This window comes from Mesorhizobium hawassense (assembly GCF_003289945.1).
GTDB classification, from domain to species: Bacteria; Pseudomonadota; Alphaproteobacteria; order Rhizobiales; family Rhizobiaceae; genus Mesorhizobium; species Mesorhizobium hawassense.
Genome location: NZ_QMBP01000018.1, coordinates 24365 through 50484 on the forward strand (window position 1 = coordinate 24365; position 26120 = coordinate 50484).

General features: G+C 58.0%; 24 protein-coding genes and 1 pseudogene. 13 read left to right on the forward strand and 12 right to left on the reverse strand.

Going from position 1 to position 26120, the window contains the following annotated elements:
* The first annotated feature begins 121 nt into the window (after positions 1–121).
* Both DPM33_RS36415 and gmd read left to right on the forward strand, forming a co-directional pair.
* A complete protein-coding gene (locus DPM33_RS36415) occupies positions 122–313 on the forward strand; it encodes a hypothetical protein (RefSeq protein WP_167449252.1) in 192 nt (63 codons plus the stop codon).
* A 181-nt stretch (positions 314–494) separates the two neighbouring features.
* Positions 495–1556, forward strand: a complete 1062-nt coding sequence (gene gmd, locus DPM33_RS28205; RefSeq protein ID WP_112100684.1) for a GDP-mannose 4,6-dehydratase — start codon at positions 495–497, stop codon at positions 1554–1556.
* A 197-nt stretch (positions 1557–1753) separates the two neighbouring features.
* Here the strand turns inward: gmd and DPM33_RS37650 are convergent, their stop codons facing one another.
* Together DPM33_RS37650 and DPM33_RS28220 are read right to left on the reverse strand one after the other, a co-directional pair.
* Complete coding sequence (locus tag DPM33_RS37650) at positions 1754–2248, reverse strand: exopolysaccharide production repressor protein (protein WP_342634378.1); 495 nt, start codon at positions 2246–2248, stop codon at positions 1754–1756.
* A gap of 173 nt (positions 2249–2421) precedes the next feature.
* Positions 2422–2883: a phasin gene (locus DPM33_RS28220; RefSeq protein WP_112100686.1), complete on the reverse strand. Its 462-nt coding sequence runs from the start codon at positions 2881–2883 to the stop codon at positions 2422–2424.
* Between the two features lie 2105 nt (positions 2884–4988).
* Here DPM33_RS28220 and nifT point away from each other — a divergent pair.
* Entirely contained in the window at positions 4989–5216 is a 228-nt protein-coding gene (nifT, locus tag DPM33_RS28225; RefSeq protein ID WP_112100687.1) for a putative nitrogen fixation protein NifT, read from the forward strand.
* Positions 5217–5385: 169 nt separating this feature from the next.
* Here the strand turns inward: nifT and DPM33_RS28230 are convergent, their stop codons facing one another.
* A complete protein-coding gene (locus DPM33_RS28230; protein WP_112100688.1) occupies positions 5386–6138 on the reverse strand; it encodes a carbonic anhydrase in 753 nt (250 codons plus the stop codon).
* A gap of 1035 nt (positions 6139–7173) precedes the next feature.
* On the opposite strand from DPM33_RS28230, the gene nodB reads away from it, so the two are divergent.
* The 6 genes from nodB (at position 7174) to DPM33_RS28265 (ending at position 14145) form a co-directional block, all read left to right on the forward strand.
* Positions 7174–7827: a chitooligosaccharide deacetylase NodB gene (gene nodB, locus DPM33_RS28235; RefSeq protein ID WP_112100689.1), complete on the forward strand. Its 654-nt coding sequence runs from the start codon at positions 7174–7176 to the stop codon at positions 7825–7827.
* A gap of 16 nt (positions 7828–7843) precedes the next feature.
* On the forward strand, positions 7844–9196 hold the full coding sequence (nodC, locus tag DPM33_RS28240; protein ID WP_112100690.1) for a chitooligosaccharide synthase NodC: 1353 nt from the start codon (positions 7844–7846) through the stop codon (positions 9194–9196).
* 313 nt (positions 9197–9509) lie between these two features.
* Positions 9510–10424: a nodulation factor ABC transporter ATP-binding protein NodI gene (gene nodI / locus DPM33_RS28245; RefSeq protein ID WP_112100691.1), complete on the forward strand. Its 915-nt coding sequence runs from the start codon at positions 9510–9512 to the stop codon at positions 10422–10424.
* Positions 10425–10427: 3 nt separating this feature from the next.
* On the forward strand, positions 10428–11216 hold the full coding sequence (locus tag DPM33_RS28250; protein WP_112100763.1) for an ABC transporter permease: 789 nt from the start codon (positions 10428–10430) through the stop codon (positions 11214–11216).
* Between the two features lie 257 nt (positions 11217–11473).
* A complete protein-coding gene (locus DPM33_RS28255) occupies positions 11474–12484 on the forward strand; it encodes a nodulation protein NodZ (protein ID WP_281004828.1) in 1011 nt (336 codons plus the stop codon).
* Positions 12485–13191: 707 nt separating this feature from the next.
* On the forward strand, positions 13192–14145 hold the full coding sequence (locus DPM33_RS28265) for a GDP-L-fucose synthase family protein (protein ID WP_112100694.1): 954 nt from the start codon (positions 13192–13194) through the stop codon (positions 14143–14145).
* A 541-nt stretch (positions 14146–14686) separates the two neighbouring features.
* On the opposite strand, the pseudogene DPM33_RS28270 reads toward DPM33_RS28265, so the two are convergent.
* Positions 14687–14857 (reverse strand): annotated as a pseudogene (locus DPM33_RS28270) (co-chaperone GroES); the annotation flags it as partial.
* 302 nt (positions 14858–15159) lie between these two features.
* Here DPM33_RS28270 and DPM33_RS28275 point away from each other — a divergent pair.
* Positions 15160–15609: a Ros/MucR family transcriptional regulator gene (locus DPM33_RS28275; protein WP_245442435.1), complete on the forward strand. Its 450-nt coding sequence runs from the start codon at positions 15160–15162 to the stop codon at positions 15607–15609.
* Between the two features lie 257 nt (positions 15610–15866).
* On the opposite strand, the gene DPM33_RS28280 is transcribed toward DPM33_RS28275, so the two are convergent.
* Positions 15867–17282 carry a mannose-1-phosphate guanylyltransferase/mannose-6-phosphate isomerase gene (locus tag DPM33_RS28280; RefSeq protein WP_208648460.1) on the reverse strand — a complete coding sequence of 472 codons (1416 nt, stop codon included), beginning with the start codon at positions 17280–17282 and terminating at the stop codon, positions 15867–15869.
* 3 nt (positions 17283–17285) lie between these two features.
* Entirely contained in the window at positions 17286–18713 is a 1428-nt protein-coding gene (locus DPM33_RS28285; RefSeq protein ID WP_112100695.1) for a phosphomannomutase, read from the reverse strand.
* Positions 18714–19055: 342 nt separating this feature from the next.
* Between DPM33_RS28285 and DPM33_RS37520 the strand changes: the two genes are divergently transcribed.
* Both DPM33_RS37520 and DPM33_RS28295 read left to right on the forward strand, forming a co-directional pair.
* Complete coding sequence (locus DPM33_RS37520) at positions 19056–19187, forward strand: hypothetical protein (protein WP_281004826.1); 132 nt, start codon at positions 19056–19058, stop codon at positions 19185–19187.
* Positions 19188–19957: 770 nt separating this feature from the next.
* Complete coding sequence (locus tag DPM33_RS28295; protein ID WP_112100696.1) at positions 19958–20254, forward strand: helix-turn-helix transcriptional regulator; 297 nt, start codon at positions 19958–19960, stop codon at positions 20252–20254.
* Here the strand turns inward: DPM33_RS28295 and DPM33_RS28300 are convergent.
* From DPM33_RS28300 to DPM33_RS28310, 3 genes are all read right to left on the reverse strand, one after another.
* Positions 20208–21464 carry a tyrosine-type recombinase/integrase gene (locus DPM33_RS28300; protein ID WP_112100697.1) on the reverse strand — a complete coding sequence of 419 codons (1257 nt, stop codon included), beginning with the start codon at positions 21462–21464 and terminating at the stop codon, positions 20208–20210. The genes DPM33_RS28295 and DPM33_RS28300 overlap by 47 nt on opposite strands.
* Positions 21465–21755: 291 nt before the next feature.
* Positions 21756–23333, reverse strand: coding sequence for a glutamine-hydrolyzing GMP synthase (guaA, locus tag DPM33_RS28305; protein ID WP_112100698.1), 1578 nt, complete (start codon positions 23331–23333; stop codon positions 21756–21758).
* 56 nt (positions 23334–23389) lie between these two features.
* Positions 23390–23893 carry a MarR family winged helix-turn-helix transcriptional regulator gene (locus DPM33_RS28310; RefSeq protein ID WP_112100766.1) on the reverse strand — a complete coding sequence of 168 codons (504 nt, stop codon included), beginning with the start codon at positions 23891–23893 and terminating at the stop codon, positions 23390–23392.
* A gap of 86 nt (positions 23894–23979) precedes the next feature.
* Here DPM33_RS28310 and DPM33_RS28315 point away from each other — a divergent pair, with 86 nt between their 5' ends.
* A complete protein-coding gene (locus DPM33_RS28315; RefSeq protein WP_112100699.1) occupies positions 23980–24297 on the forward strand; it encodes a hypothetical protein in 318 nt (105 codons plus the stop codon).
* Positions 24298–24309: 12 nt separating this feature from the next.
* Here DPM33_RS28315 and DPM33_RS28320 read toward each other — a convergent pair whose 3' ends face one another.
* The 3 genes from DPM33_RS28320 to DPM33_RS28330 form a co-directional block, all read right to left on the reverse strand.
* Positions 24310–24948 (reverse strand): 5'-methylthioadenosine/S-adenosylhomocysteine nucleosidase, encoded by a 639-nt coding sequence (locus DPM33_RS28320; RefSeq protein WP_112100700.1) that lies wholly within the window; start codon positions 24946–24948, stop codon positions 24310–24312.
* A 141-nt stretch (positions 24949–25089) separates the two neighbouring features.
* The gene (locus DPM33_RS28325) at positions 25090–25548 is read right to left on the reverse strand and encodes a PaaI family thioesterase (protein ID WP_112100701.1); all 459 of its coding nucleotides are present in this window, start codon (positions 25546–25548) and stop codon (positions 25090–25092) included.
* 87 nt (positions 25549–25635) lie between these two features.
* Entirely contained in the window at positions 25636–26058 is a 423-nt protein-coding gene (locus tag DPM33_RS28330) for a TspO/MBR family protein (RefSeq protein WP_342634379.1), read from the reverse strand.
* Positions 26059–26120: the final 62 nt, after the last annotated feature.

Genomic DNA, 26120 nt, shown 5'->3' on the forward strand with positions numbered 1-26120 from the left:
GCGGTTCGTGTTGCTGGGGGCATCTGCCGCATTCACTTATCTCGTGTGAATGAGAACTCGCTAGCACAGTGCCATGATCACTCATCGGCAGAGGTTGAACGCAATCCAAGCTGGACCAATCTTGGCGCTGCTCGGGCTCCATCTGGTGGACAGAGAAGCATTCATCATGTGGATGCACGCCATCGAAACAATCGATTTTACGAAGAATAAAAGGAATGAAAAAAACATCGTTCGAGAAGCGATGCCAACAGGAAGTCTCTCGGCTGTGCGAACGATGAAAGAGGCCTTTCGAGACCAGGTGCCAATAGCATAGCACCGTTCTTTATCATTTGCTCCGTTCTTACACCGCTTCGAGGCACCACTGCCATATAAGTCGGCGTAAAGACAGAGAATACCGCATTGTGCTTGAATGTTACGGGGCATCATTTTCCGATGATCCTGCCCAAAGCTTCATCCCACGACATTTTCATGGTTTTTATCGACGGAAACAGAGAATGAGTTCATCTCGGCGCACAGCATTCATTACAGGGATTACTGGCCAGGACGGTGCGTTGCTTGCCGAACTGCTACTTTCGAAGGGCTATAAGGTCCATGGCCTCAAGCGGCGGGCGTCGTCAATCGGGAATACCCAGCGCATCGACCACCTCTACCAAGACCCGCATGCGAACCATGCCGATATGGTCCTGCATTACGGGGACATGACGGATGCGACGAACTTGATTCGCCTGCTTCAAGACACGCAGCCCGACGAAATCTACAATCTCGCTGCCCAGAGCCACGTGCAAGTCTCTTTCGAGACCCCCGAATATACGGCCAATGCCGACGCTCTCGGCACGCTGCGGCTGCTGGAAGCAGTCCGCATCCTTCGCCTCGATAACAGAACGCGGTTTTACCAAGCCTCCACGTCGGAACTCTTCGGTTCGGTCCAGGATATCCCCCAGCGGGAGACCACCCCCTTTTACCCACGTTCCCCATATGCCGTGGCGAAGCTTTACGCCTACTGGATCACAGTGAATTACCGCGAGGCTTACGGGCTCTATGCCAGCAATGGCATTTTGTTCAATCACGAAGGACCGACGCGAGGCGAAACTTTCATTACGCGCAAGGTGACCCGTGCAGTAGCTGCGATTATGGCAGGCCAGCAGGACTGTCTCTATCTTGGAAACCTGGAGGCTAAGCGTGACTGGGGCGCGGCTCGCGATTATGTCGAGGGCATGTGGCGCATCCTGCAACACCATGAGCCTGACGACTTTGTGCTCGCGACCGGTGAAACGCATTCGGTTCGCAGCTTCGTAGAAGCTGCCTTTAGACGAGTCGGAAAGGAGATCGTCTGGGAGGGCGAAGGTGTTGACGAGGTGGGCCGCGAACGCAGCAGCAATCGAACGTTGATCCGCATAGACAAGCGTTATTTCCGTCCGACCGAGGTTGACCTGCTGATCGGCGACGCCTCGAAGGCAGCCACCAAACTTGGCTGGAAGCCAAAGACCACTTTCGATGAGCTCGTTTCGGAAATGGTCGAGGCCGATTGCCGGGCCTTCGGCATCGGGCTCGATTAACGCTGAAAAGATAATGAGTTCGCTGGGGGCAAACGCTTGGGTGGCCGGCGATCGTGGTGCAGTTGGATCCGCTCTGGTGCCCCGGTGTCCCGGTTGCAGGACCCGCAGCGTCGCCCGATTTTGGCCATGCCATACTCACCTCTAGGAGTGCGTGCCGAGCGTTTGACCAGGCTGGGGCACATTTGAAGATTCGTTCCTCACCTCACCATAGTCTGGCGACTGGTATCGAGCTTCCTCGTGACTGCCGAAATGCTCAGACGCTTGCCCCAGTTCTGCGTGCGCGGCCGGACCGCCATCAGAAAGAGCACGCTCCCGAAATAGCCTACCTGAAGAAGCAGTGAACATGCCACAGTTGTGACAGTTACTCTGCGAATGGAATGCGACGCGACCCAGATTTTCCATGCCCCGTAGGTATCCTGTCCACCGACAAGCCGAAGGAGGCATTTGAGGAACGGGGTGGCAAGGGCTGCCTCGAGCTCGTTGATAGCAGGGCTAACGGCCGCATCGGACATGCCACGTTTATTTCTCTCGTTGCAGCCTATGCACGCACTTGATGCCTGTGTGGCCGGCCCTGAGTTCGAGATGTTCCACTTGCCGCCAGCGAGGAGCGTGTCCGGCGCCTTAGAGGAATCGGGCCGGCCAGTCGGCCTCGAGGCCGCAGCCGTCGAAGAGTACCTTCTGCCGTTGTTCATCAATGCAGCGTGCTTTTCGAGAGGTGGTTGGCTTTCGATGTCCCTTCCGTCTCTCTCGAACCGGACGCAATAACGGCTCCAGCGGAGGGTTTCCCGCACCTTCCCGGTTTATCTCGGTCCCTCTCTCGACCTCAGTCTCTTCCCGTCTAAATTCGATCAGCATGTTCGCCTCCCTATGCCCGGGGCCCGTCCCGCGGCAGCAGCTTCTCGAATTCGTCCCTGATTGGCTTGGAGATTTCGGCCACTGCCTTGGTGGTGAGTGCCTGGAATTCCTTGGCCTGCTCCAAACCCATCTCGACACGTTTGCGCACAAAGGTGGACTGCAGCTCGATAACTTCCGAAGGGAACTTGGCGCCAATCAACGCTCGCAAGTGCGAGAAGTCTGCCTCGCCGTTGGTCCGCAGGGCACCGAACGTCTTCTGTGACAGTTCGTTGCCGATTGCCTTTGTGGTTTCAACAGTCGAATTGAGTATTCTCCAGGCGTCTTCAACGCCTGACGCGAATTTCACAAACACTCCTGTCAACTGCTCGCCCCCATTTTCGGCAACAATACGAGGCTGACCGCTGGCTTTGCCAGTTTTCTGGAAATCCACAGTTTCATCGCTTCCGACGGTTTTGTCTTCGGGTCTGGCCATTCCGGTACTCCCTTCTAATTGATGATGCTATTGACCTAGCTGTAATATTTCTGTCTTGTTCATAATTTCCTGTGCATCGCAAGGCTTTGCACTCATTTCGCTTTTCGCAAGTTGATCACGTGGTTTTCGCGCGGCTCACATTCGTCGTCTCACCTCGCCTGACGGAAGACGACCAAGAGATAGACTGAAAATCTTGCTAAGTGTTAGCCTATAAGTTCATCATATGGAACCCACCATTAATTAGCTTTGATGATATATTTGCTACGTTGTTTAAGATTATTAACGCAGTTTTTTCGATTTGTTACATTTTCGAAACGCGCCTTACACCAAAGTGAAAGCGATCTGATACGCCGGCGCCATAATATTTCTCACTTACGCTCAGCCAGATGGAGACTGGGAATGGGATCGCATCTGTCACCGGTTCGGTAGTTCGGGGCGGTCAGTTAGCCGGCTGACCCTGATCGTACGGACCATGCCGGAGGGGGAGACCGTTTTCAGTTTCGTTCTGAGCCGGCTGAAATGGACCTCTGCGGTACGTGGACCGACATGGATGTTGTCCAGCTAGGCCGCGGCACTCAGCTGATCCGGTTATCACCCTTGGCTGGTTCTGAAGCAGATGCCGCAGCAGATTGGATTCGATGGGAATCTCGTGGGCGCCGCAGCGAACCCGGTGGGAAACGGGGTTCAACTCACGACTGCGACAGCAGAACAAGCTGCCACTTCGATCCTGTGGGAACTCGGCCGCGCAGCGCCAACCTCGATTGCAGACGATCGGGCAGTTTAACTGGCGCGATCGGCATCGCAAACCCCCGTCAATCCCTGCCTTTGAGAGATCGAGGTGCTGGCGCTCGGCGCCGGAGGCGATCAGGTGATGAATGACAGGCAGCCACTGATCCGTGGTCTCTTGCTTCAGGCGGCCGCAGATGATGGACCCTGTCGCACTTGCCGGTTGGCAGTCCAGCACGATCGCCTGCGGCCCACTTTCGTCGGCCAATGCACCGCTTCCTCCACGCCACCGGACAGCTCACTGGTGAAGCAGTCCATCTCCAGAATTGGCTTAGGATCAGACACTACTTTGCATCGTACGAACAGACCAGTCAGTGGCTTGGTTAGCGCAATCCTGGCTCAAGCTGCCAAATCGGTAGCCATCAAAGCTCCTCGCGGGCTGACATGATTCCCTCGAAAAGATGCCGTCATGCCGGCGCCCGGCATGCCGTGTCGGAGGAGGCTATGCTCTCGCGGTCGAGGAGATGCAACGATCCATCACCGTCAATAGCGCCGCCGTCCGAGGCGATCCTTTGGCGCGTCTGTCAAATAGGGCCACGATCACCTTCGAAGGTACCTCTTCTGGATCGCTGACGTAGAGCCGTGTAAAGAAGACAATCGGTGTTCCCGCTTCTGCGGCAATCCGGTTCTCTCTGTCACGCGACAATTGCGAACAGGATGTCGACCGGGTCCTCGAGCTCAGGCCGGCAATCGTAGAGAAGCTGCGCAATTCTTCGCCGCCGGAGCTACACTCGTGCCCGACGTCGCATGCACGAGGACGGAAAAGCTGGGATAATTTGAGTCGCTCGCGGCAGCTAGCATCCCAGAGATCAAAATCGGCAGACCCTCGGGGGAACCAGCGAAAATCGACGTAGTTTGCACCGCCATTGCGCTCGGTTTGCCAGTCCGGCTCTGGTCGCTTGTCGCCACCTTATTGTCATCGGCAAATCATTCTGGTGCAAACGGCTTTTGATCACGATCTGGGGAATAACAGTCGTGATTTCGACCTGGCTCTGGCTTCGGCGACGAGGTCCCTCCTAGAAAAGCGCCATTGCCAATCCTCACTACGACCGATTTGATGAAGCTCTACGGCAAAGTCTGCAACCTGCAGAGCTGCTGAAATCCAGTGAGGGCCAGCCACCATGTCCTGCTCCCGGGTTGCACCGCGCGATTGCCTCCGACCCGCCTGGGCGGCTGGCCGAGGTGGGTTGGTCTATGGGAGGTACTCGGCACATCGCACAGGATCTCTGGCACAGTCAGCGTGAACTGACGAGCATTGAAAAATCCATGGCTCCTCGCAACAACAAAGTCACCGGTGGCGTTCATGAAGGAACAGACAAATGAAGGTAATGATCCGCAGCACCGACGCCGGCTTATCAGTGTATCTTCCCAAGAAGGATCTCGAAGCGCCGATCATCAAGGTCGAGAACGACGACTTATGGGGCGGGACCGTAAGATTCAGGACCGCCTGGACGCTCATCCTACCAGACCTTCCTCGGGATACCCGTCGCCCGATCTCAGTCGAGGCAAAGAAAACTTCCGACGGGACTGATCCTGACGCGGGATGATAACGGCAGGACGAAACGACATGAACGCGATCTTGGCCGCGGGAGATTGAGTTTGGCCGTCCATGGGCGGTTGAGGACAAGGACAGGGACCCTCCTCGACTTGCAGGGCGACAGCATTGCCGTCTGTCGCAGCCGAGGTGCCTGTCCTGCAGTAACTCAGCCTATCACCTCAGCCGAGGCGCAAGATGAAGCGCCGATTAGGTGAGTTCATCGGTCGAGCGTTCGATGGGTAGAGCACGGTAAATCGTTCAATGTCCGCTGGGTCGACGTCGACTGGTTCCATTACCACCATCCACTCGACGTTTTCGCTGCAAGGCGGCGTCGTCAATGATCCCTCGTAGGTCCAATAGCCAAGCGAAGCCGGCAGAAGCCCGTTGGGATCGAGCGCGTGCATCGGCACCTCAATGCCGGACGTTGCGGGAAAGGCTGCTGCAAGCTCGGCAAAGCTGGTGTTTGTTGCGCCTGGCCTCAGAAAGACGCCCAGCACAGCCAGAGTATCGCCATCGGCAGCTTTGTGGACGAAATGCGCTTCCATTGGGAAGCTGTTGCCAGCCACCTGGTGTTCGCTGGGCGCATGGAAATGGAACTGCACCAGTTCGTAGACGCGATCGCCGCGGGTGAGCGTGCTGCCTGGCGGCATATTAACTTGAATGGTATGGCCGTTGTTCACCATCTTGCCGCGGCCTTTTTGCCAACCGACGGCAATCTGCGGAATGTCCGCCCTCACCGCGCTTGTGATATTGATGGGTGATTGCTGAGTGCCTGCCGAACAGGTGAAATTTTCCTTGTCCAAATCGGCCCAGTGCTCCGGTCCGTCAGGGCCTAGATATCCCCAATGAGACCCCGCCCCACGAGCGGCTTCGGCACAAATCGGACACATCCCGAGTGCCACAAAACCTTTGATCAGACTACGACGATGCATATTTCTTTCGCTCCTGAACATGAACTGAAATTCGAACTCGGGCGGCGATGGACGAGCTGCAGTCGCAGCTATGATGCCGCAATTATCGCGTGCCGCTGTGCCGAACAGCGTTGCCGCCGGGGCTTCTCCCAAATCGCAGACAAGACCGCACTGGCCACCCATGATGCGCCAAGCTCACCTCATTGTGAATCAACTTCGATGGATCGCTCCGATCAGGCCACTGCCAAATTACGACCTCGTAGCCACTGTCGGAAGGTGAGAGAAATCGAATTCTTGAATTTATAGCATGCACGCAATCAATGCATTCACGTAATGATCCGCAGCACTGCGGAAGGCCTCCATTGTTGACAGCGACCTCCGCTCGGTCGGCATCCCCTCGATATCACCTGGCTGCGGTTATAGATCAAGGCCCAGCCGACAATGGCAGATCATTGACTGATAGAGCCGACCCCTGAGCATCTCACCGTCCGGAGCGTAGGAAGAGGCTTGCCATAGCGCGGGTCCCATGCGCTGCAACACTGTGGCGGGCGGGGCATGCCAGCTCCCTTGTCGCACTCAGCTTTTCGTGGGTCGTGCACCGCCACAAGGTTCAGGGTAAGACCGGCGAGTTCATGTTTCAACTATTGATGACATGGATGGGTCTCATCGAAACAAAGAATTTTACCGATTTATGAAAAGCTTGCATACGGAACCCGCAATGGCTTAGGATTCGGGATATTTGTCAATGTTTGCGTTGGCTCAGATCAATATTTTCTGGCGCGCGGCCAAAACTAACAGGCGCCTAGAAACAACAACAAAGATGAGGCCTGGCGCTCCATTTGCTTTCTGCATGGTCCGGCACGCGCTGAGGATTCATATTGAGAGGTTCAGACCAGACGCTTGGCGGCGATCGCATCGGTGTTCGCATGCGATTGATCACTTCCCATGCCTGCATCGACCACCCAGGGCAGAAGGCATGGCTGTTGTCGCAGCCGATCATGCGGCCGATGAATGGTTGGCCGCCCGTACAATGAGTGATCGGAGCGATCCGGAGCTATGACGCATCTCGATTACATGTCCGAAGTGCCGGACGAGTGCTCTGACCGAACTAGCAGCGTGTACTTGACCTTTGATGACGGCCCCAATCCGGCTTTCACATCGCAGATCCTGGATGTGCTGGCGCAACATCAAGTGCCGGCCACTTTCTTTGTCATTGGCGCCTACGCCGTAGGTCAGCCGGAGCTCATTCGTCGAATGGTTGCAGAAGGGCACGAGACCGCCAACCACACGATGACTCATCGGGATCTGTCCAGATGCGAACCAGGCGAAGTCAAACGTGAAGTACTTGAGGCGAATAGGGTCATCAAAAGGGCGTGCCCAAGGGCCTCGGTGCGGCGCTTTCGCGCGCCGTACGGGAACTGGACAGAAGAAGCGCTCGCTGTGTTAGGGGCCGCTGGGCTGACGGCTGTCCATTGGTCGGTAGACCCGCGAGACTGGTCACGCCCCGGTGTCGACGCAATTGTCGATTCGGTGCTCACCTCTGTCCGGCCGGGCGCAATTATTCTCCTACACGACGGGTGTCCGCCCGATGAGATGATCCCCGGTACACACGCCAGTCAGCGCGACCAGACGGTCACGGCGCTGTGTCGTTTGATTCCGGCATTGCACGGCCTCGGATTCACAATCCGCGCGCTTCCTCAACCTCACTGAACGAAACCGACATCACATGAATCTGCTTGCCACAGCCAGTACGGCCGCCATCTCGTGCTATGCGCTACTCTCGACTGTTTATAAGGGCATGCAGGGAATTTATGCCCTTCCGACAAAACTTGCATCGGCGACGCACGACCCGGTCGGGCCGAACCTTTGGCCGAGCGTGGATGTCATTGTCCCCTGCTACAACGAGGACCCGCTGACGCTCTCGGCGTGCCTGGCTTCCATTGCAAACCAAGAATACGCCGGACAATTGCGAGTCTATGTAGTTGACGACGGGTCCGGAAATCGTGACGCCGTCGCGCCTGTGCACAGCACCTACGCACGCGATCCGAGATTCAATTTCATTCTGCTGCGCGAGAATGTCGGAAAGCGCAAAGCGCAGATCGCCGCAATTCGGCGCTCATCTGGAGACTTGGTGCTCAACGTCGATTCGGACACGACGCTCGCATCGGACGTTGTCACCAAACTCTCTTTGAAGATGCAGGATACGACGATCGGGGCGGCTATGGGCCAATTGACGGCAAGCAATCGAACCGACACTTGGCTGACCCGCTTGATCGACATGGAGTACTGGCTAGCTTGCAATGAGGAGCGCGCGGCACAGGCTCGTTTCGGTGCTGTTATGTGCTGTTGCGGCCCATGCGCTATGTACCGCAGATCCTCGCTCCTCTTACTGCTAGATCAATACGAGGCGCAATTTTTTCGGGGAAAGCCAAGCGACTTCGGCGAGGACCGCCATCTTACCATTCTCATGCTGAAAGCAGGCTTTCGAACTGAGTACGTCCCCGACGCCACTGCCGCAACAGTTGTTCCGGACAAGCTAGGGCCTTACCTTCGCCAACAACTTCGCTGGGCACGAAGTACTTTCCGGGATACTTTTTTGGGGCTGCGCCTGCTGCCGGGCCTCGATCCTTATCTCACATTGGACGTGGTCGGACAAAATCTTAGCCCGCTGCTTCTCGCCCTGGCTGTAGTGACGGGGCTCACGCAGCTGGCAATGACCGGCACCGTGCCTTGGTTCACTGTCCTGATGATTGCAGCCATGACCTTCGTACGATGCAGCTTGGTTGCGTTTCGTGCCCGCCAACTTCGATTTCTCGGTTTTGCCCTGCACACCTTTATCAACATCTTCCTCTTCCTCCCACTGAAAGCCTACGCATTATGTACATTGAGCAATAGCGATTGGCTGTCTCGCAAAGCAGCCAACCCGCCTAACGGGGGAATTAATCGTGACAGCTTCAGAGACCCGACCGCTGGAACAAATGTAAGGGGGGGGTCAGGACTTCCGGCGTCAATCCGCGGGACGGATCTTCCGCACGATTCCGCAAGGCTGGTGAAGTCTGGTGTTTGCAGCGAGGAGTGACCGCCGGTGGTGGCACTCCGGGGTCCTGAACTGACTCGAGAGGCCGATCGCATTGACGAGGGAATGCACCCCAGTAACCAGCTCAGTTATTCGAAGTGATGCTAGTAGCACAAACCTTTTATTCAAGCGAACTGCCGCCCTTATATGGAGTGACCACGCGCTCTGCGCGACCGTCGTTATACACAACGGGCGGATTGCTTTCATTGCAAAACCATGGAGCATCTTCCCCATGCAACGTTCTGCTTTGGACGAAATCGCTCATCATAAAGGGTTTCACTGACGCAACTGGTAACAGCAGGCTGGTATAAAGCATATGTCCACAGCAGCAATTGAACTTAGGGAAGTGGAAAAATCATACGGCGGCAAACTCGTCGTCGATAGGTTGTCGCTCACCGTCGCGCCAGGAGAGTGTTTCGGCCTGCTAGGGCCGAACGGCGCTGGAAAAAGCACCCTGACGCGTATGCTCCTGGGCATCACGCCGCCTGACGCGGGCAAGATCACCGTGCTCGGAGTCCCGGTGCCTGCACGTGCTCGTCTGGCACGCAGAAGCATCGGCGTGGTTCCACAGTTCGACAACCTCGATCCAGAATTCACAGTGCGCGAGAATCTGCTGGTATTCGGGCGTTTCTTCAACATGAGCACACGTCAAATCGAAGCAGTCATTCCGTCCCTCCTCGATTTTGCCCGCCTTGGGAACAAAGCGCATGCGCGTGTTGCGGATCTGTCCGGCGGGATGAAGCGACGCCTGACTCTTGCACGTGCGCTGATCAATGATCCGCAGCTAATCGTGATGGACGAGCCGACCACCGGCCTCGATCCACACGCGCGCCACCTGATCTGGGAACGGCTGCGCTTCCTGTTGTCGCGTGGCAAGACAATCATATTGACGACCCACTTCATGGAAGAGGCTGAGCGGTTATGCGATCGGCTGTGCGTGATTGAGGAAGGTCGTAAGATTGCCGAAGGCAGACCTCAAACATTGATCGAGGAGCAGATCGGATGCGACGTAGTTGAAATCTACGGAGGCAATCCACAGGAGCTGAGTTCACTTCTCAAGCCGTGTGTTCAGCGCGTCGAGGTGAGCGGCGAGACGCTCTTTTGTTATGCCCCCGATCCAGAGCAGATGCACGCGCAACTGCGCGGGCGCGCGGGTCTGCGTCTTCTGCAGCGCCCGCCCAACCTGGAGGACGTTTTCTTACGGCTGACCGGGCGCGAATTGGAGAAGTGAATGATGTTTGAAGGTTTTGCGGGGGCATTGCCCGCGAACGCGTGGAACTGGATTGCGGTTTGGCGCCGCAATTATCTCGCTTGGAAGAAAGTCGCACTTGCTTCGATTTTGGGTAGCCTCGCCGATCCGATGATCTACCTTTTCGGGTTAGGCTCCGGCCTTGGACTGATGTTAGGTCGCGTTGAAGGTACCTCGTACATTGCCTTTTTGGCAGCCGGAATGGTCGCGTCCAGTGCCATGACAGCGTCGACCTTCGAGACAATCTACGCGGCATTCGCCCGCATGCACTCTCAACGAACCTGGGAAGCAATTTTGAATACCCATCTTACCCTCGGCGACATCGTCCTCGGGGAAGTGGCGTGGGCAGCCACCAAGGCCTTCCTGGCCGGCACGGCAATTGCGATGGTTGCCGTCTTGCTTGGCGACGCAGAATGGCCGTCGGTCGTCTATACATTGCCAGTCATCGCCCTCACCGGCCTAGCTTTTGCGAGCTTGGCGATGGTCGTCGCAGCGCTTACCCCCGACTACAACTATTTAGTATTTTACCAGACGCTGTTCCTTACACCGATGGTTTTCCTATCCGGCGCCGTCTTCCCAGTCACCCAATTGCCCGAGGTCCTTCAACAGGTCGCCAGCGTGCTGCCGCTGGCACATTCAATCGACCTCATTCGACCGGCGATGCTTGATCGCCCGGCAGCTGGCATTCCCCTGCACATCGGTGCCCTTTGTATATACACGGTACTGCCATTCTTCCTGTCGATGGGACTGTTTAAGCGGCGCCTGATGCGTTGACACCAGCTCCGCTGAAGCCACCCCAGAAGCACAACAGGATCCGGACATAGGCCGCAGGGAAGCAAAAGCGGTGACTGTAAAGCAGGTGTCGCGTTGGGCTGTATCGTCACGTGCCTCTTACGCCGCCCACCAAGACCGCGGCCATACGACGGCCGGAGCATAACAGACACGCACCAACCTGTGCCGCATCGGAATTCCAGATGAATGGGCCTCGATGTCTCGCCCAATTTGGTCATCGCCGATCGCGATTGTAGTCAATTGAAAAGAGACAAAGGCAAACTCTTGATGGAGGCTCAGTGAACGCTCGATTTGTTGTATCTCGACGGCGAACCGGTTTCGGTGATTGCCTGTGGTCTCTAGCGGCGGCTTGGTCATACGCGCGGCGGACAGGGCGAACGCTAGCGATAGATTGGCGCGGCTCCTGCTATCTCGACGCCCCCCTGACGAACGCCTTTCCGGTGTACTTCGAGCCGATTCAGGAGATCTCTGGTGTGCCGGTTATTTGCGACGATCAGGTCAACCATCTGTCATTCCCCGGACCCTTTTTCCCGTCCTGGTGGAATAGGCCATCTATCGACTGCGTTTATCGCCCAGACGAACAGATTTTCCGGGAACGCGACGAGCTGAGGGAGCTCTTGGAGGCCCAAGGTGATACTGAAGCCAACACGGTAGTGTGTGATGCCTGCTTAATGTGGGGTTGCGACGAGGCCGCTGAACGACAGATTTTTGAAAGTGTCAAACCGAAGGCTGAAATTGGGGCGCGAATCGAAGCCTTATACCAGGAACATTTCAAGGGACACAGCATAATCGGGGTTCATGTCCGGCATGGCAACGGGGAAGATATCATGGCGCACGCGCCCTATTGGGCAGATCCGGAATTCGCCTTGGGCCAGATATGCGAAGCCATTCGCAAGGCTAAGGCGATAGTATACCCAAGATCTACGAGGGTATTCTTGTGCACAGATAGCGAGCGGGTTATTCATGACCTGTCTGGCGTGTTCCCGGATCTTTTCACCATTCCGAAACGCTTTCAGGCAGATGGAGTCGGGCCATTACACAGTGCAGCACTGGGGGTCGACGGCGGTTTTTCTGCTCTCGTTGAGATGTATCTGCTTGGGCGGTGCGACACCGCAATTCGGTTCCCGCCGACTAGCGCATTCTCGCGTTATGCCCGCCTCTTCGTGCCACGCATCATCGAGTTCGATTTGGACTATCCGGGTCGTTTGTCCTTGATTGATAACTCACGCGAAACATCGCCGACTTCATAGGGTCGTAGCATCCCCTTCAGATTTGGTTCCCGTGGGTGGACACGCTCAAGGCGTCGGGTTGGACATATATCGAGAAGAACGTATTTCAGGGGCCGATGCAATCGTCATTCATCGGGGGTACTCCTTCGGCGATCGGCCCGTGCCACACTTAGCCAATCATCCAGGGCTCGAGAACTGCCTGCTACGCCAGCGGCTGAAGCAGGCTGACGGCCTGGAGTCTGTTTTGGGGAGTGGTGGAAGAGTGACATCGAGCCGCCACCGCCGGGATTACCTCCACGTCAAGAACGGGGTTCTGCAAGCGTCGCGAAATCGTCGCCGCAACGAATAACTCGATGAAGGCTTTGAGCCGAGTGTATCCAGCCATCCACCGCGTAAATAAACTCTATTAAGAAAAACGATTTCCCCGAAGCCGATGAAGGTTGCATATAAGGATAGAAGATATGAATTCCTTAGAATAGTTGTCGATACTTGCGTTGGCTAAGGAGTGGCTTCCCGCGCATGGCGAACACCAGCCAAGGTATATGTCGGTGCGGTCCAGCTCTTCCACGATCTACGTAAACGAAACATAGCGAAGCCTTGGTGAAGAGCCTGACAAGTCACGTAGGTATTTACCCGGTTTCTCCGACCGCTGTCGGTGGACGTGGCACTCAAATTGCCACGGTTCACCACAATCCGAGTTATTGGTGCAATCTGGTTAGAAGCAAGATATGAAAAAGATCTATATCGCTGGCCATAGAGGGCTCGTTGGATCCGCCACTGCGAAGGCGCTTTCCAATTTAGGATCGTACGAGTTAATAACCCGGTCTCACGAGGAGTTGGACCTCTCAGACCGCGCCGCGACTCGCGAGTTCCTAATCTCGCAACGACCTGACTATGTCGTCATGTGCGCAGCAAAGGTTGGGGGGATTCTTGCAAACTCGCGGTTTCCCGTTGATTTCCTGCATAAAAACCTCGAGATTCAATTAAGCATCTTCGAAGCCGCCCATGCATCCGGCGTCGAACGGATGATTTTTCTTGGTTCATCGTGTATCTATCCCCGGAGCTGCCCCCAGCCAATACGAGAAGATTACCTCCTGACCGGTTCGCTTGAAGCAACAAATCGTCCCTACGCGCTGGCAAAGATTGCAGGAGTGGAAGCGTGTTGGTCTTTCAACCGACAGTACCAGACGCGCTATCTCGCGTTAATGCCGACCAACTTATTCGGTCCCGGAGATAATTATCACCCCGACAATTGCCACGTTCTGCCTGCTTTGATACGACGTTTTCATCAGGCCAAAGTGAACGGTGACTCCTCGGTCATCGTGTGGGGATCTGGAAGACCACGCCGAGAGTTCATGTACTCGTTGGATATCGGAGATGCCATTGCATTCCTGCTTGGCTTGCCGGATTCAGAGTTTGATGCCCTTACAGCTCCCGACACCGCGCCACTGATTAATGTTGGCGTTGGCAAGGACGTCACGATACTTGAATTGGCGCAACTGGTGAAGGCGGTCGTCGGCTACGAAGGCGACTTGGTGTTCGACACGACGAAGCCAGACGGCACTCCGCGCAAGCTACTGGACGTAACACGCTTGCATACCCTTGGCTGGAAAGCCAAAACGGCCTTTGGTGCAGGGTTGCAAGCAACGTATCAGGATTTTCTACGACATCATAATTGCTGACGTTAATGTCCGCGACCTGGTTGGCCGCATCGTTGTCGTTCCTGTCGCTGTCGAACCTGCCGCTGCGAGCGTGAGCCGCTGATCTTTAGGCCGTCCGAATGTGGATCGCGTGGAAATGTTTGGACGCCGCAGACAAGCCGGTGCACTTCCATGGTTGCGTCGGTCCCATAGCGTCTTGGTCGATTGCCGTAGGCACCATCCCCGAAACCCGCCTAGGCTATCAACCCCAGGACCGGCTTGACGCTCTGAACCGCCCGGTCCCGAATAGTCTTGATGCTGAGCGGCGTTCGCCGCGCGGGGCCCGTGCTCGCGGCGTCGCGCGACTGTGTCCGGAACTCCGGCGGCCGCCTCTCCTCCCCTCAGCTCTATCTGCGCGAATGCCTAGCATCCACCCGCGGCGAACCAGCATTGACGTGGCGAGCCAACAGGACGGCGCAAAATGTCCTGGCAGCAGGTCTTGTCGTAAGGCGCAGAACGGGAGAGCAGGCTCCGCTTAGCCTCACGTCGCCTTGTCTGAAGATCGCTTGCACGTTCACGTCGAGGGGACGAGGTTGACGCTCTCGTTGCGGGCGCCCGGGCCGACGGCGATGACTTCGCCTTCCTGTGGCTTTTCCTTGGCAGTGTCGGGGATGATGATACCGCCAGCGGTTTGCCCAGCGAGCAAAGGTGACTTGAAAAAAGGCCCGCCGGCGATCGCACGGCGGGCCTTCATCGAATGCAACGCCAATAGAGCGCCACAACGAGCGCTGACCGGAGAGGGGGGTCTGAAGCTCAGCGCCATCAAAGCATCTCAATAAGCTTCGCCGATGGGCAAGTCCGATTTTTGCATAGGAGGCATGCATACCAGGGCTGATATCTGGCACGGATTGTGAGACGGCCGCCGGTCCGGAACAATTGTTCGCATGGGAGATCCCATGGCTCGCAAGCATTGCCTCGCCCTCGCTTAGCTGCTGGCCCTTCTTGTTTTGGGTGACATTCCCGAATATGAACGAAATGCCACCATGGAGTTTTAAATTGAGCAACCAAACCGAATCCAACGACGAGCTAATCGGGCTAACCGCGGATATTGTTTCCGCATATGTGAGCAACAATCCCCTGCCCGTCGCGGGATTGGCTGACCTTATTGCTTCGGTTCATTCGTCATTGGCTGGTTTCGGTCAACTATCTGCGGCCGAACAGCCGAAACAAGAGCCCGCAGTCAATCCTAAGCGATCAGTGTTTCCCGACTACATCATCTGTCTTGAGGATGGTAAAAAGTTCAAGTCCCTCAAGCGCCATCTTAACGTTCATTACGGTCTGACGCCCAACGAATACCGAGAGAAGTGGGGTTTGAAGCCGGATTATCCGATGGTGGCGGCGACCTATTCTGCTCGGCGGTCAACACTGGCGAAAGCGACTGGACTCGGTCAGAAACCAGCGGCTAAGCCGGCGAAGGGCAATAGCGGAAAGCGTTCTCCGCGATGAACGCGCAGCCATGCCATGCACGAGCGACGTCCTATACGCTGGGCACTCAGCGGCATCAAATTCCATGATGGTCATCCTTTTTCCAACATGGAAAGCGCATCGGACAGCCGTGCGGACGAACGCCGTTGGTTTCGTCCAGCTGGATCGGACCCCGATGCCTCAACTTAAGCCATTATGGATCGTCACCGTAGCTGGGCAACAATCGTCGACTCTGCGTAAAATCGAAAGACGCTCCCGCCCTGCGAGCCGATCAACCGTCAGGCGCGGCCATAAACGTCATCGAACCGCACGATGTCGTCTTCCCCGAGATATTCCCCGCTTTGCACCTCGATCATCACGAGCGGAAGGATGCCCGGGTTTTCCAGGCGATGCTTGTGGCCGCACGGGATGTAGGTGGACTGGTTGATCGTGAGCAGGATTTCGCTTTCGCCGTTAACGACCTTGGCGGTTCCGCTCACCACCACCCAGTGCTCGGAGCGGTGGTGATGCGCCTGTAGGCTCAGGCGGGCATTTGGCTTCACTTCAATCCGCTTGATCTTGAAGCGGTGTCCTTCCTCCAACACGGTATAGGTGCCCCAGGGGCGATGCACGGTGCGATGCAGCGTCGCCGTCTCGTGCCCCTCCGCCTTGAGGCGGTTATAGAGGTCCTTCACCTCCTGTGCCTTGTCCTTGTGCGCGACCAGAAGCGCGTCCGGCGTGTCCACGATCAGAAGATCTGAGACGCCGACAACACCGACCAGCCGGTCTTCGCTATGCACATAACAATTCGCCGCATCGTGCAGGATTGCCTCGCCAGTGGCGCGGTTGCCCTTGCCGTCCGCCGGAACAAGCTCCGACAGCACGGACCACGAACCGATGTCCGACCAATCGAAACCGCAGGGCACGAAACCCACGTTGCTTGCCTTCTCCATCACCGCATAGTCGATGGAAACGGCGGGAACGGCCGCGAAGCTGTCCCTATCCACCTCAACCGTGAGTCTGTCGGTGCTGTCCGCCGTCCTGCCTTTCTCGAGAGCTCTGCGCGCATTGGACAAGATGTCCGGGCACAGCTCCTGCATGGCTTCGAGCATCGAGCGGGCGGTGAAACAGAACATCCCCGAGTTCCAGAAGAAACGGCCGCTGGCGACGAATTGGGCTGCCGTGGCCGCATTCGGCTTTTCCACGAACCGAAGAACTCCGTTCCCCTCAGCCTCGATGTAACCGAAGCCCGTTTCCGGGCGGTCAGGCCTCACGCCGAATGTGACGATCTGGCCGGAGGCCGCAAGCGCCGCCGCTCTCGCGACGCTTGCGCGGAAGCCGGCTTGATCGACGATCAGGTGATCCGCGGGGAGCACGACCAGGATGGCGTCCGGATTCTCATGCGCGAGGTGCAATGCCGCGAGCGCCACTGCGGCCGCAGTGTCGCGGCCGAACGGCTCCAGCAGGAACGTGTTCTTCACGCCCGGAGCCGCGATCTCCAAATATTCGTCGGCGGTGAGAAACAGCAGGTCACGGTTGGTGACCGTCACAACCTGATCGACGCCCTCAAGCTCCACGGCGCGCGCGTAGGTCTTTCGAATGAGCGTCCCACCCTCCGGCAACGGGATGAAGGGCTTCGGATGCAAGGCGCGGGAAATCGGCCATAGCCGGGAACCGACGCCGCCACTGATGATGACAGGAACGATATTGGTCAAACTTCAACTTTCCAAGATTTGAGCCCGGCCGAGAGCAAGTCCCCAACGGAGCAATTCGTCTGCGCGCGATTCCGCCTTTGCCTCGACATAGCAGCGTAATTCAGGCGCGTTGCCCGACGCACGGAAGTGCACAACTTCTCCGTTATGGGCGGTGATACGCACACCGTCACGGTTATCAATATTCGCGATGCCTCCGAGAACCGAGAAGCTCTTGTCGGCATAGGTTGCGCCAGTTGCCAGCTTGTCGAGAAAGGACGCGCTACTCTCGGTCGGCACGCCTTCAAGCCGACCGCTTGCGGCGGCGAGAAAGCGAAAATCGGCCGCTATTTCGGCGAGCGGACGGCCGGTCCTTGCAATCGCCGAAAGCACGCAAAGGATTGGCAATACCGAATCCCGCGTCTGCAAAGCCGGAAGGGTGCGCCCATCTTTCTCGACGCGCGAGCCGAGCAGAACGCCGCCATTCGCCTCGAACCCGACCACACATTTTCCGCCCTCGCCGAGAGCGGTCGCGATACCTTCAATGACGTAGGGCGAACCCACGCGCGTGCGCACAACTCTTGCAAAATAACCGCAGCGTTCCAGACCCGAGTTGGAACTGACTGGCGTTACAACCCGATCGGCGCCCAAGAAATGCGCGGTGATGGCACCTGCAAGATCGCCGCGCACGAAAATGCCGCCAGCGTCCGCCACGAGCGGCCTGTCGCCGTCACCATCGGTGGACACGATCGCATCGAACGCTTCCGCCGCCGCCCAGTGCTTGAGAAGCGCCACATCCTCCTGCCTAAGCGCCTCGGTGTCGACCGCAATGAAATGTTCGGCTCTGCCCAGAGCAATCGTCTCGGCGCCAAGCCCGCGAAGAACATCGACAACGATGTCTCTTGCCACGGAAGAATGCTGGTAGACGCCAACGCGCAGGCCAGAAAGGCTGCCTTTTTCAAAGAAGCCTAGAAAGCGGTTCATGTAGCCCTGGGACGGCTCGGCGGCTAACCGCAAGGGATCAATTGCTGACAGTGACGGTACGGTGTCTGCCATGGCCGCCTGGATTTCGATGATGTGGCGTTCATCACGCTTGTCGATCTCGCCATCCGCCCGGTAAAATTTGAGACCATTTCTGTCATCGGGAATGTGACTCCCCGTGACCATTATAGCCGGAGCGTTATTGCTGCTGGCGTGAAGCGCGAGCGCTGGCGTCGGTAACGCTCCACAATCGACCGGCACCTGCCCGGCTTTGGCGATCGCCGCGTGAACAAACTGTGCGATGTCTGGACTGGATGCGCGAAGGTCACGTCCGACATAGACCTTCGAGCCTTCATTTAATGCGCCCCGATCCTGGAGCATGCGCAGGAAGGCGACTGTATAGGTGTACGCTGGCAGCCCTCGAAGCTCGCTGACGAGACCGCGCAGTCCGCTGGTACCGAACCTCAAAGTCACCGTTCGCCATCCTTTCCAAAGAGATTTGGCACGGTGCAAGTTAGGCAAACGGACATCGATTTCGCGAACCCTGCGACAGCATTACGACGGACACGGAGCATCAGCTAACGCATCGCTATAGATTAAAGCCAGCTGTGCTAGCTTGTCGTATATCTCCATTTAATACTAGACGCTTTAACCTAATGAGCAAAGATATATTCCTCTGCTTTCAGCAAGGATAGTGCCTTTTAAGAAGGTCTCCTTAAGTTGCCGAGCCCCCCGGCCCCGCAAGCTGCTCGTGCTTAGGTTTCGCGACGTAGCTTGTCAATCTCCGGATGAGCCTGCGCATCAATTGGATCCGGAATGACGCAAGGCCGAGGGCCTGGCCTGCAAAAGCGGGCCAAGGTCAATGCGTTGGTCGAGCACGGCACGCAGATCGAAGCCGTCTTCAGAAAGGCTTTGTCTGGATATCTGCTCGAGGAGGGCCCGACGTGATTGGACCAGCCTTGGACTGACCGGAAACGGCCCATCGTTTGATGGCCGGAGCGCACCACCTGACCAGGCCCATCGGGCCAGACACGACCTGCATCGGCCCTGAGGCCTCATTGCGCCACGCACCGACAATAATCTTCGTCATCCCGCTGCGGCCAGTCGGGAACAGCGCGGCATGTCAGGTGAATATGCCGCACATTCTCCGCATGGGCAAGATTACTCACCGCACATCACGCGGCGAATAGAACAAAGCTCCGCTAGACACTTGCACATCGCCTATCGCCCAGAGTTTGACGCCAGTGACCGCTTACAGTATCGGGGCCGCAAAAGCTCCGGAAGTTTCAGGGGTCGACGGCGATGCCTCGGCCTGCGAAGTACCACCCGAACATGCGGAGATCCATGGCGACGTTCATCTGCGTCTCGCGCTCGAAGCCGGTAGGATTGTGAAAGACGACAGAGTATCTGATGCTGCAGTAACCCAGTACGAGATGGCCGCCTTTTGCAGGCGGGTGGGCGGCATCGGACCTCTCCGATCACTCGCGCGGGCCTCAAGCTTTACTTCCTCGATATGATTCGACGTTGCAGACGACGCGGCATGAGCAACTGGCGACTCCCAGGTGCGCGGCACGGCAACCCACTCGCGTCGAGGTTGTGGAGCGCTAGACCTGTCCCTTTCACCGGCCTCACCCGCCCGTGATACGACGCCGAGCCCGAAGCTCTTTTCCCATCGAACACAATCGTCTTCAATCTAGGTCGTTACTGAGGAGTAGAAGATGGTCCGATCAAATGAAGCAGCACTCCGCCGTACAATTAGGAGGCATCAACTCCGAGAAATGGTGCCGCTAGCCGACAGCACCATTTATGAAATGGAACAGCGGGGCGAGTTTCCGCGACGCTTCGCTCTCACTCCAAGATGTGTGGTTTGGGATCTAAGCGAGATTCAAGCATGGCTCGCTGCGCGCCGTTCAAAACCAATCCTTCGCGCCCCGAAACCGGACCTGAAGCAGCGTCGAACCCGACCGGTCAGAGAGAGGGATCAGGCCCCAGGAACGGCATCGAAGGCGGGATAAGCGTTGGAATCCGCTTTCTTCCGTCGACCCACGCATCCACCGTATCCGACCACTCCTGCATCATGTGGCGGCGCTGCAATTCATACTCGGCTTTGTTGTAGACGCCCCGCGACGAACGTCCGTCCTCGTGCGCCAGGCACTTTTCGATCCAATCGCTATTGAAGCCGAGTTCATTCAATAGTGTCGAGCCCGTTCGCCGCAAGTCATGCACGGTGAACGGATCCAGAGGCAACCCTTCAGCCTTGGCCCGCTCGACGACAGCGTAAGTGACCCGGTTAAAGGTTGCACGCGACATAGGGGCATCAGCATCGTAGCGCGATGGAAGAAGGTATCTGGAATTTCCAGCACAGGTCTTCAGAGCAATCATGATGTCGAGCACTTGGCGTGACAGGTAGACGTTATGAGCCTTCGAACGCTTCATGCGCTCCTTAGGGATCGTCCAGACCGCATTCTCGAAGTCGATCTCGTCCCAAACCGCGTCCTGCAGTTCGCTCTTCCGCACCATCGTAAGCAGGTAGAGCCGCATGCCCAGACGGATCGTGGGAAGTGTGGCGATGTGCTCGAGCTGCTTCAGCATCACGCGAATTTCGGAGGGTGAAAGCGAGCGCTCCTTCGGCACGAATGTGGCAATCGATGCAGGCCCTACTTCGTCAGCCGGATTGGTCACCTTCTCCCCGTGCAGAATCGCGAAGCCGAAAATCTGCTTGAGTATGTCCCGTACATGGATGGCAGTGGCCGGCGCGCCACGCTCAACGATGCTGCGGCAATGGGCTCGTAGATCCGCGGGTGTAATCTCCTTCAGGAGGCGATTGCGCCAGACCGGAAGAAGCTCGCGATTGAAGATGGAACGGCGCATGGCTCGGGTGCTGTCGGCCATTGGAGCGGCACTGAGCCATTTCTCGCCGAACTCGCCAAAACTCTTCGCCTCCTTTAGACGACGTTTCGCGCGCTGCTTCTCGATTGCCGGCGATCGTCCCTGCCTAACGGCGCGCTTCGCGTCGAGGCACTTCTCTCGGGCCAGAGCAAGCGAGATTCCGTCACGTCCATATCTGCCCAAATAGACCGTCTCGCGGCGTCCGTTGAGCCTGTAGTCCAGTCGAAACGAGATTGCGCCACTGGGCATGACGCGAACATACATGCCGTCGCGGTCCGCAATTTTGTACATTTTACCTTTTGGTTTCAGAGCCTTAAGGGCGGCGTCTGTCAACATTCCAACTGCCTCCTGAAAAAGTACCGTCAGAACAGTTTCGGGCTCCGCGACAGAAATTCGCTTTTATTTTCAAATGTTTACAAGCAAAAAAGTACCGCCATGAGCCTTACATGACAGACGGTACCTTGGAAAATCCGAGCGAGCAATACGCGGAAGGGCCGTCACGCGGTCCGCCACTACCGATCTCTGCGCACCGATTGTCGCCGATTGTCCGCGAACTGATTTATTTTTGATTTCAGTATGTTACGTCGTAGATCGGCGTATTTCCGGCGACGTCGGAGTGGGTCTGAATTATTCCCACTCGATCGTGCCCGGCGGCTTCGACGTCACGTCGTAGACGACGCGGTTGATGCCTTTCACCTCGTTGATGATGCGGGTGGCGGCGGCGCCGAGGAAGTTCATATCGTAGTGGTAGAAGTCGGCCGTCATGCCGTCGACCGAGGTGACGGCGCGCAGCGCGCAGACGAATTCATAGGTGCGGCCGTCGCCCATGACGCCGACCGTCTGCACCGGAAGCAGCACCGCGAAGGCCTGCCAGATGGCGTCGTAGAGGCCGGCCTTGCGGATCTCGTCGAGATAGATGGCATCGGCCTCGCGCAGGATCTCCAGCTTCTCGCGCGTGATGCCGCCCGGGCAGCGTATGGCAAGGCCGGGACCCGGGAAAGGGTGGCGGCCGATGAAGCTCTCGGGCAGGCCGAGCTCCTTGCCGAGCGCCCTCACCTCGTCCTTGAACAATTCGCGCAGCGGCTCGACCAGCTTCATGTTCATGCGCTCGGGCAGGCCGCCGACATTGTGGTGGGACTTGATCGTCACCGACGGGCCGCCGGAGAAGGAGACGCTTTCGATGACGTCGGGATAGAGCGTGCCCTGCGCCAGGAAATCAGCGCCGCCGAGCTTCTTCGCCTCTTCCTCGAACACCTCGATGAACAGGCGGCCGATGGTCTTGCGCTTCTTTTCGGGATCGGCCTCGCCTTCCAACGCCGAGATGAAGCGGTCGGAGGCATCGACCAGGATCAGCGGCAGATTGTAGTGCTGGCGGAACATCTCCACCACGCCCGCCGCCTCATCCTTGCGCATCAGACCGTGGTCGACGAGGATGCAGGTCAACTGGTCGCCGATCGCTTCATGGATCAGCAGCGCCGCGACGGAAGAATCGACGCCGCCCGACAGCGCGCAGATGACCTTACCCTTGCCGACCTGCTTGCGGATCGTCTCGACCGCGTGCTCGCGATAGGCGCGCATCGTCCAGTCGCCCTCGATGCCGGCGATGTTGTGGACGAAATTCCTGAGCAGCCTCGCGCCATCGGGCGTGTGCACCACTTCCGGGTGGAACATGATACCGTACATCTTGCGCTCGATATCGCCGAAGATGGCGAAGGGCGAGCTTTCCGACTTGCCGAGCACCTTGAAGCCCGGCGGCAGTTCGATGACGCGGTCGCCATGGCTCATCCACACCTGGTGGCGCTGGCCGGGCGCCCACAGCCCCTCGAACAGCGGGCTTTCCTTCTCGATCTCGACGAAGGCGCGGCCGAACTCGCGATGGTTGGAGCTTTCGGCGACGCCGCCCATCTGCACGCAGAGCGCCATCTGGCCGTAGCAGATGCCGAGCACCGGCACACCGGCGTCGAAGACGATCTGCGGCGCGCGCGGGCTGCCGATATCGGTGGTCGAGGCCGGGCCCCCGGACAGGATCACCGCTTTCGGATTGATGCGCTTGAACGCAGCTTCGGCCGATTGGAACGGCACGATCTCGGAGAAGACGCCGGCCTCGCGGATGCGGCGGGCGATGAGCTGGGTGAACTGGCTGCCGAAATCGATGATCAGGACAGTGTCGGGCAGGACGGTGTCGGAATGATTGGCTGTCGTCATGGCGAGCCTTTAGAGAAAGAAACGAGTCGGCGCAATGGGTCGCGAGGTCGCGCCGCTCACTTCGATTCCGAGGTTTCGCCTCGAATTCGGGCGGTCGTTTCCAGCAGGTCGCCTTGCCCCGCGTCGAGTGCGCGCAAAGCGTCCACAAGCGCCGCGAACCGCCGCTCGCCGATGCGATCTATGTAGCCGCGTTCGATCTGAAGCTTGATGCGGTCGCCGTCGCGCAAGGCGTCCAGCCCCTTGCGCGTATAGCGCACAAGCTTGCCGCGCCCGTCCCGCGGATCGGGCAGCCGCTCGATCACCCCTTCCGCCTCCAGCCCATCGAGCAGTTGCTGAACCGCTTGCTTGGAAACGGCGGAACGCTCGATCAGCGCCGACTGGCGCGTGCCGCCGCGGGGGATGTGGCCGAGCAGCCCGGCACGAGCGTCGGTGAACCAGGCATGGCCGTCGGCGCGCATGGCGGCGGCGAACTCCGCCTGCCAGGCGCGGCTCGCCTGCCATAGTCGCCAGCCGACGTGATCGGGAAGCGAATCGGATTTTTCGTCAAGCTCCTTGACCATTTGTCGAAACTCCGTATAGTCAAGATACTTGACGATATTCTTGACGTCGAGACCATTCGAAAAACGCAAACCCATGGACAGGGACAATGACGATACTGAACAGGGACACGCTGGCCATTATCATGGTCGGAACCACGCATGTCATCGACATGGGCGGCAAGAACGCTTTCATCCACTACGAAACAGAAGATCGAGCGCACATGCTTTTGCCGGATGGCAAACGCTTCCACGGACTTTGGACTCTTCTGGACGACGGCTACAAGGTGGAATGGAAGGACGGCCCGACCGGCGCGTGGAAACTCGATCACACACCGGGAGCAATCGACTACATCGACGCGACAGGCGCCTCTCGTGGGCGCATTTCACGCATCGATTTCGGCGATCCGCAGCGCCTTGCGGCTTGATCCGATTTGCAGTCAGCCACCAAGCAGGCCGCCGGCGATCGCCTGCTCCAGCAGGCCGACAGCCGCGGCCAGCTTCTCGTCGATGACGTGCAGATACTCCTTCCAGTCATTGACGTGGCGCAGATCGGCGGCGCCGTCGGATATGCCGCGCAACCCGATCAGCGGCACGCCGAACAACTGGCAGGCGCGCAGGCAGGCAAAAGTCTCCATGTCGACCATATCGGCATCGATGGCGTCATAGGCGGCTCCGGAGATGATCGCGCCGCCGGTCGAGAGCGCGGCGGTCTTGACGCCTGGAATGACGAAGGGCAGCGGCACTGTCACCGGCAGGTCGAGAAAAGGCGTCGCGCCCTTCTCGAAGCCGAGCGGCGAGGCGTCCATGTCGCGGTAGCTCACCGAGACCGCTTGGTAGATTTCGGCCTGTTCCAGCTTGCGGCTGCCGGCCGAGCCCAGCGAAACGATGAGGTCGGGAAGCGCCCCTTCGGTCTTCAACGCCGCGAGCTCGGCACCCAGCCGCACACCGGCCTCGACCGGACCGACGCCGGTCATCAGCGGCGTGAACAGGTTCTCGAGGTGCGGGCCGTATTCCGCCTCGGCCGCCATGACGAAGAGGACGGATTTGCCTGACAGACGCGACACTTGAACCGACATGACGACTCTACCCCCTATTTGTTACGACTACAAAAGGGGGCAACGTGCCCTCGCCGCGTCCCGGCCCTTCGCTATGGCTCCGGGCGTTCGTCGCTCGAAAAGCCCATTCGGGGGCTTTTCGTCCGCAGCGCGGGCCGCTCCTCACCCCTCGATCCCGTCGCGGCCGACCACCGTCATCATCGTACCGGTCATGGTGGCGATGAGCTTTGCCTCGCCATCGGCGGCGAAGGCGTAAGCCTGGCCGTCGGCGACGATGATGGTGCGGCCGGGCTTGGTCACCGAGCCGCGGAACAGGAAGCGCTCGCCCCGGCCCGGCGCCAGGAGGTTGACCTTGAATTCGATGGTCAGCACGCTGGAATTCTGCGGCATCAGCGAAAAGGCCGCGTAGCCGCAGGCCGAATCCAGCGCGGTCGAGATGACGCCGGCATGCAGGAAGCCATGCTGCTGGGTGAGCGCGGCCGAGTATGGCATTTCGATCTCGATGATGCCGGGCGTCACCAGCGTCAGCTCGGCGCCGATCGTGGCCATGGCTTTTTGCCGCGCAAAAGACGTCCTGACGCGTTCCTCGAAATCAGGAGCGGGTACGATCTTGGCTGCCATGATCTTCGCCTCACGTTTGCTGGCGCAAGCTTATTGCAGAGCCGGGAGCGGGGCGCAATCTCAATTGCTGCACTGCAGCAAGACCGATCAATTCAGCCAGAAGAGCGAGGCGTTGAGCAAAGTGGCAAAAGCCACCCAGGCCGCATAGGGCTCGAACAGCCAGGCGGACAGCCTGTCGCTCTCCCAAACGCGGGTGATGAAGAGCACAATGGTGGCGAGGAGCAAAAGGATGACGACCAGCGCAAGTCCCATCATCCTGGCGCCGAAGAAGGTCGGCGACCAGAGGAAATTGAGCACCAGTTGGACCGCCCAGATCCTCATCGCCCCGTTGCCAGGCTGCAGCTGCCATGTCCGCCAGCCGGCAATAGCGATCAAGACGTAAAGCAGCGACCAGACCGGCCCGAAGACCCAGTTCGGCGGATTGAACGGCGGTTTGGCCAGCGATGCGTACCAGGCACCCGGAAGCGTGGCATAACCAATCAGCAGGCCGCCGCCGAGGACGAGAAGCAAGAAGACGACAAGCGACCGGTATTTCAGCAAGCACACCCCCGGATTGACAGGGATAAAACTGG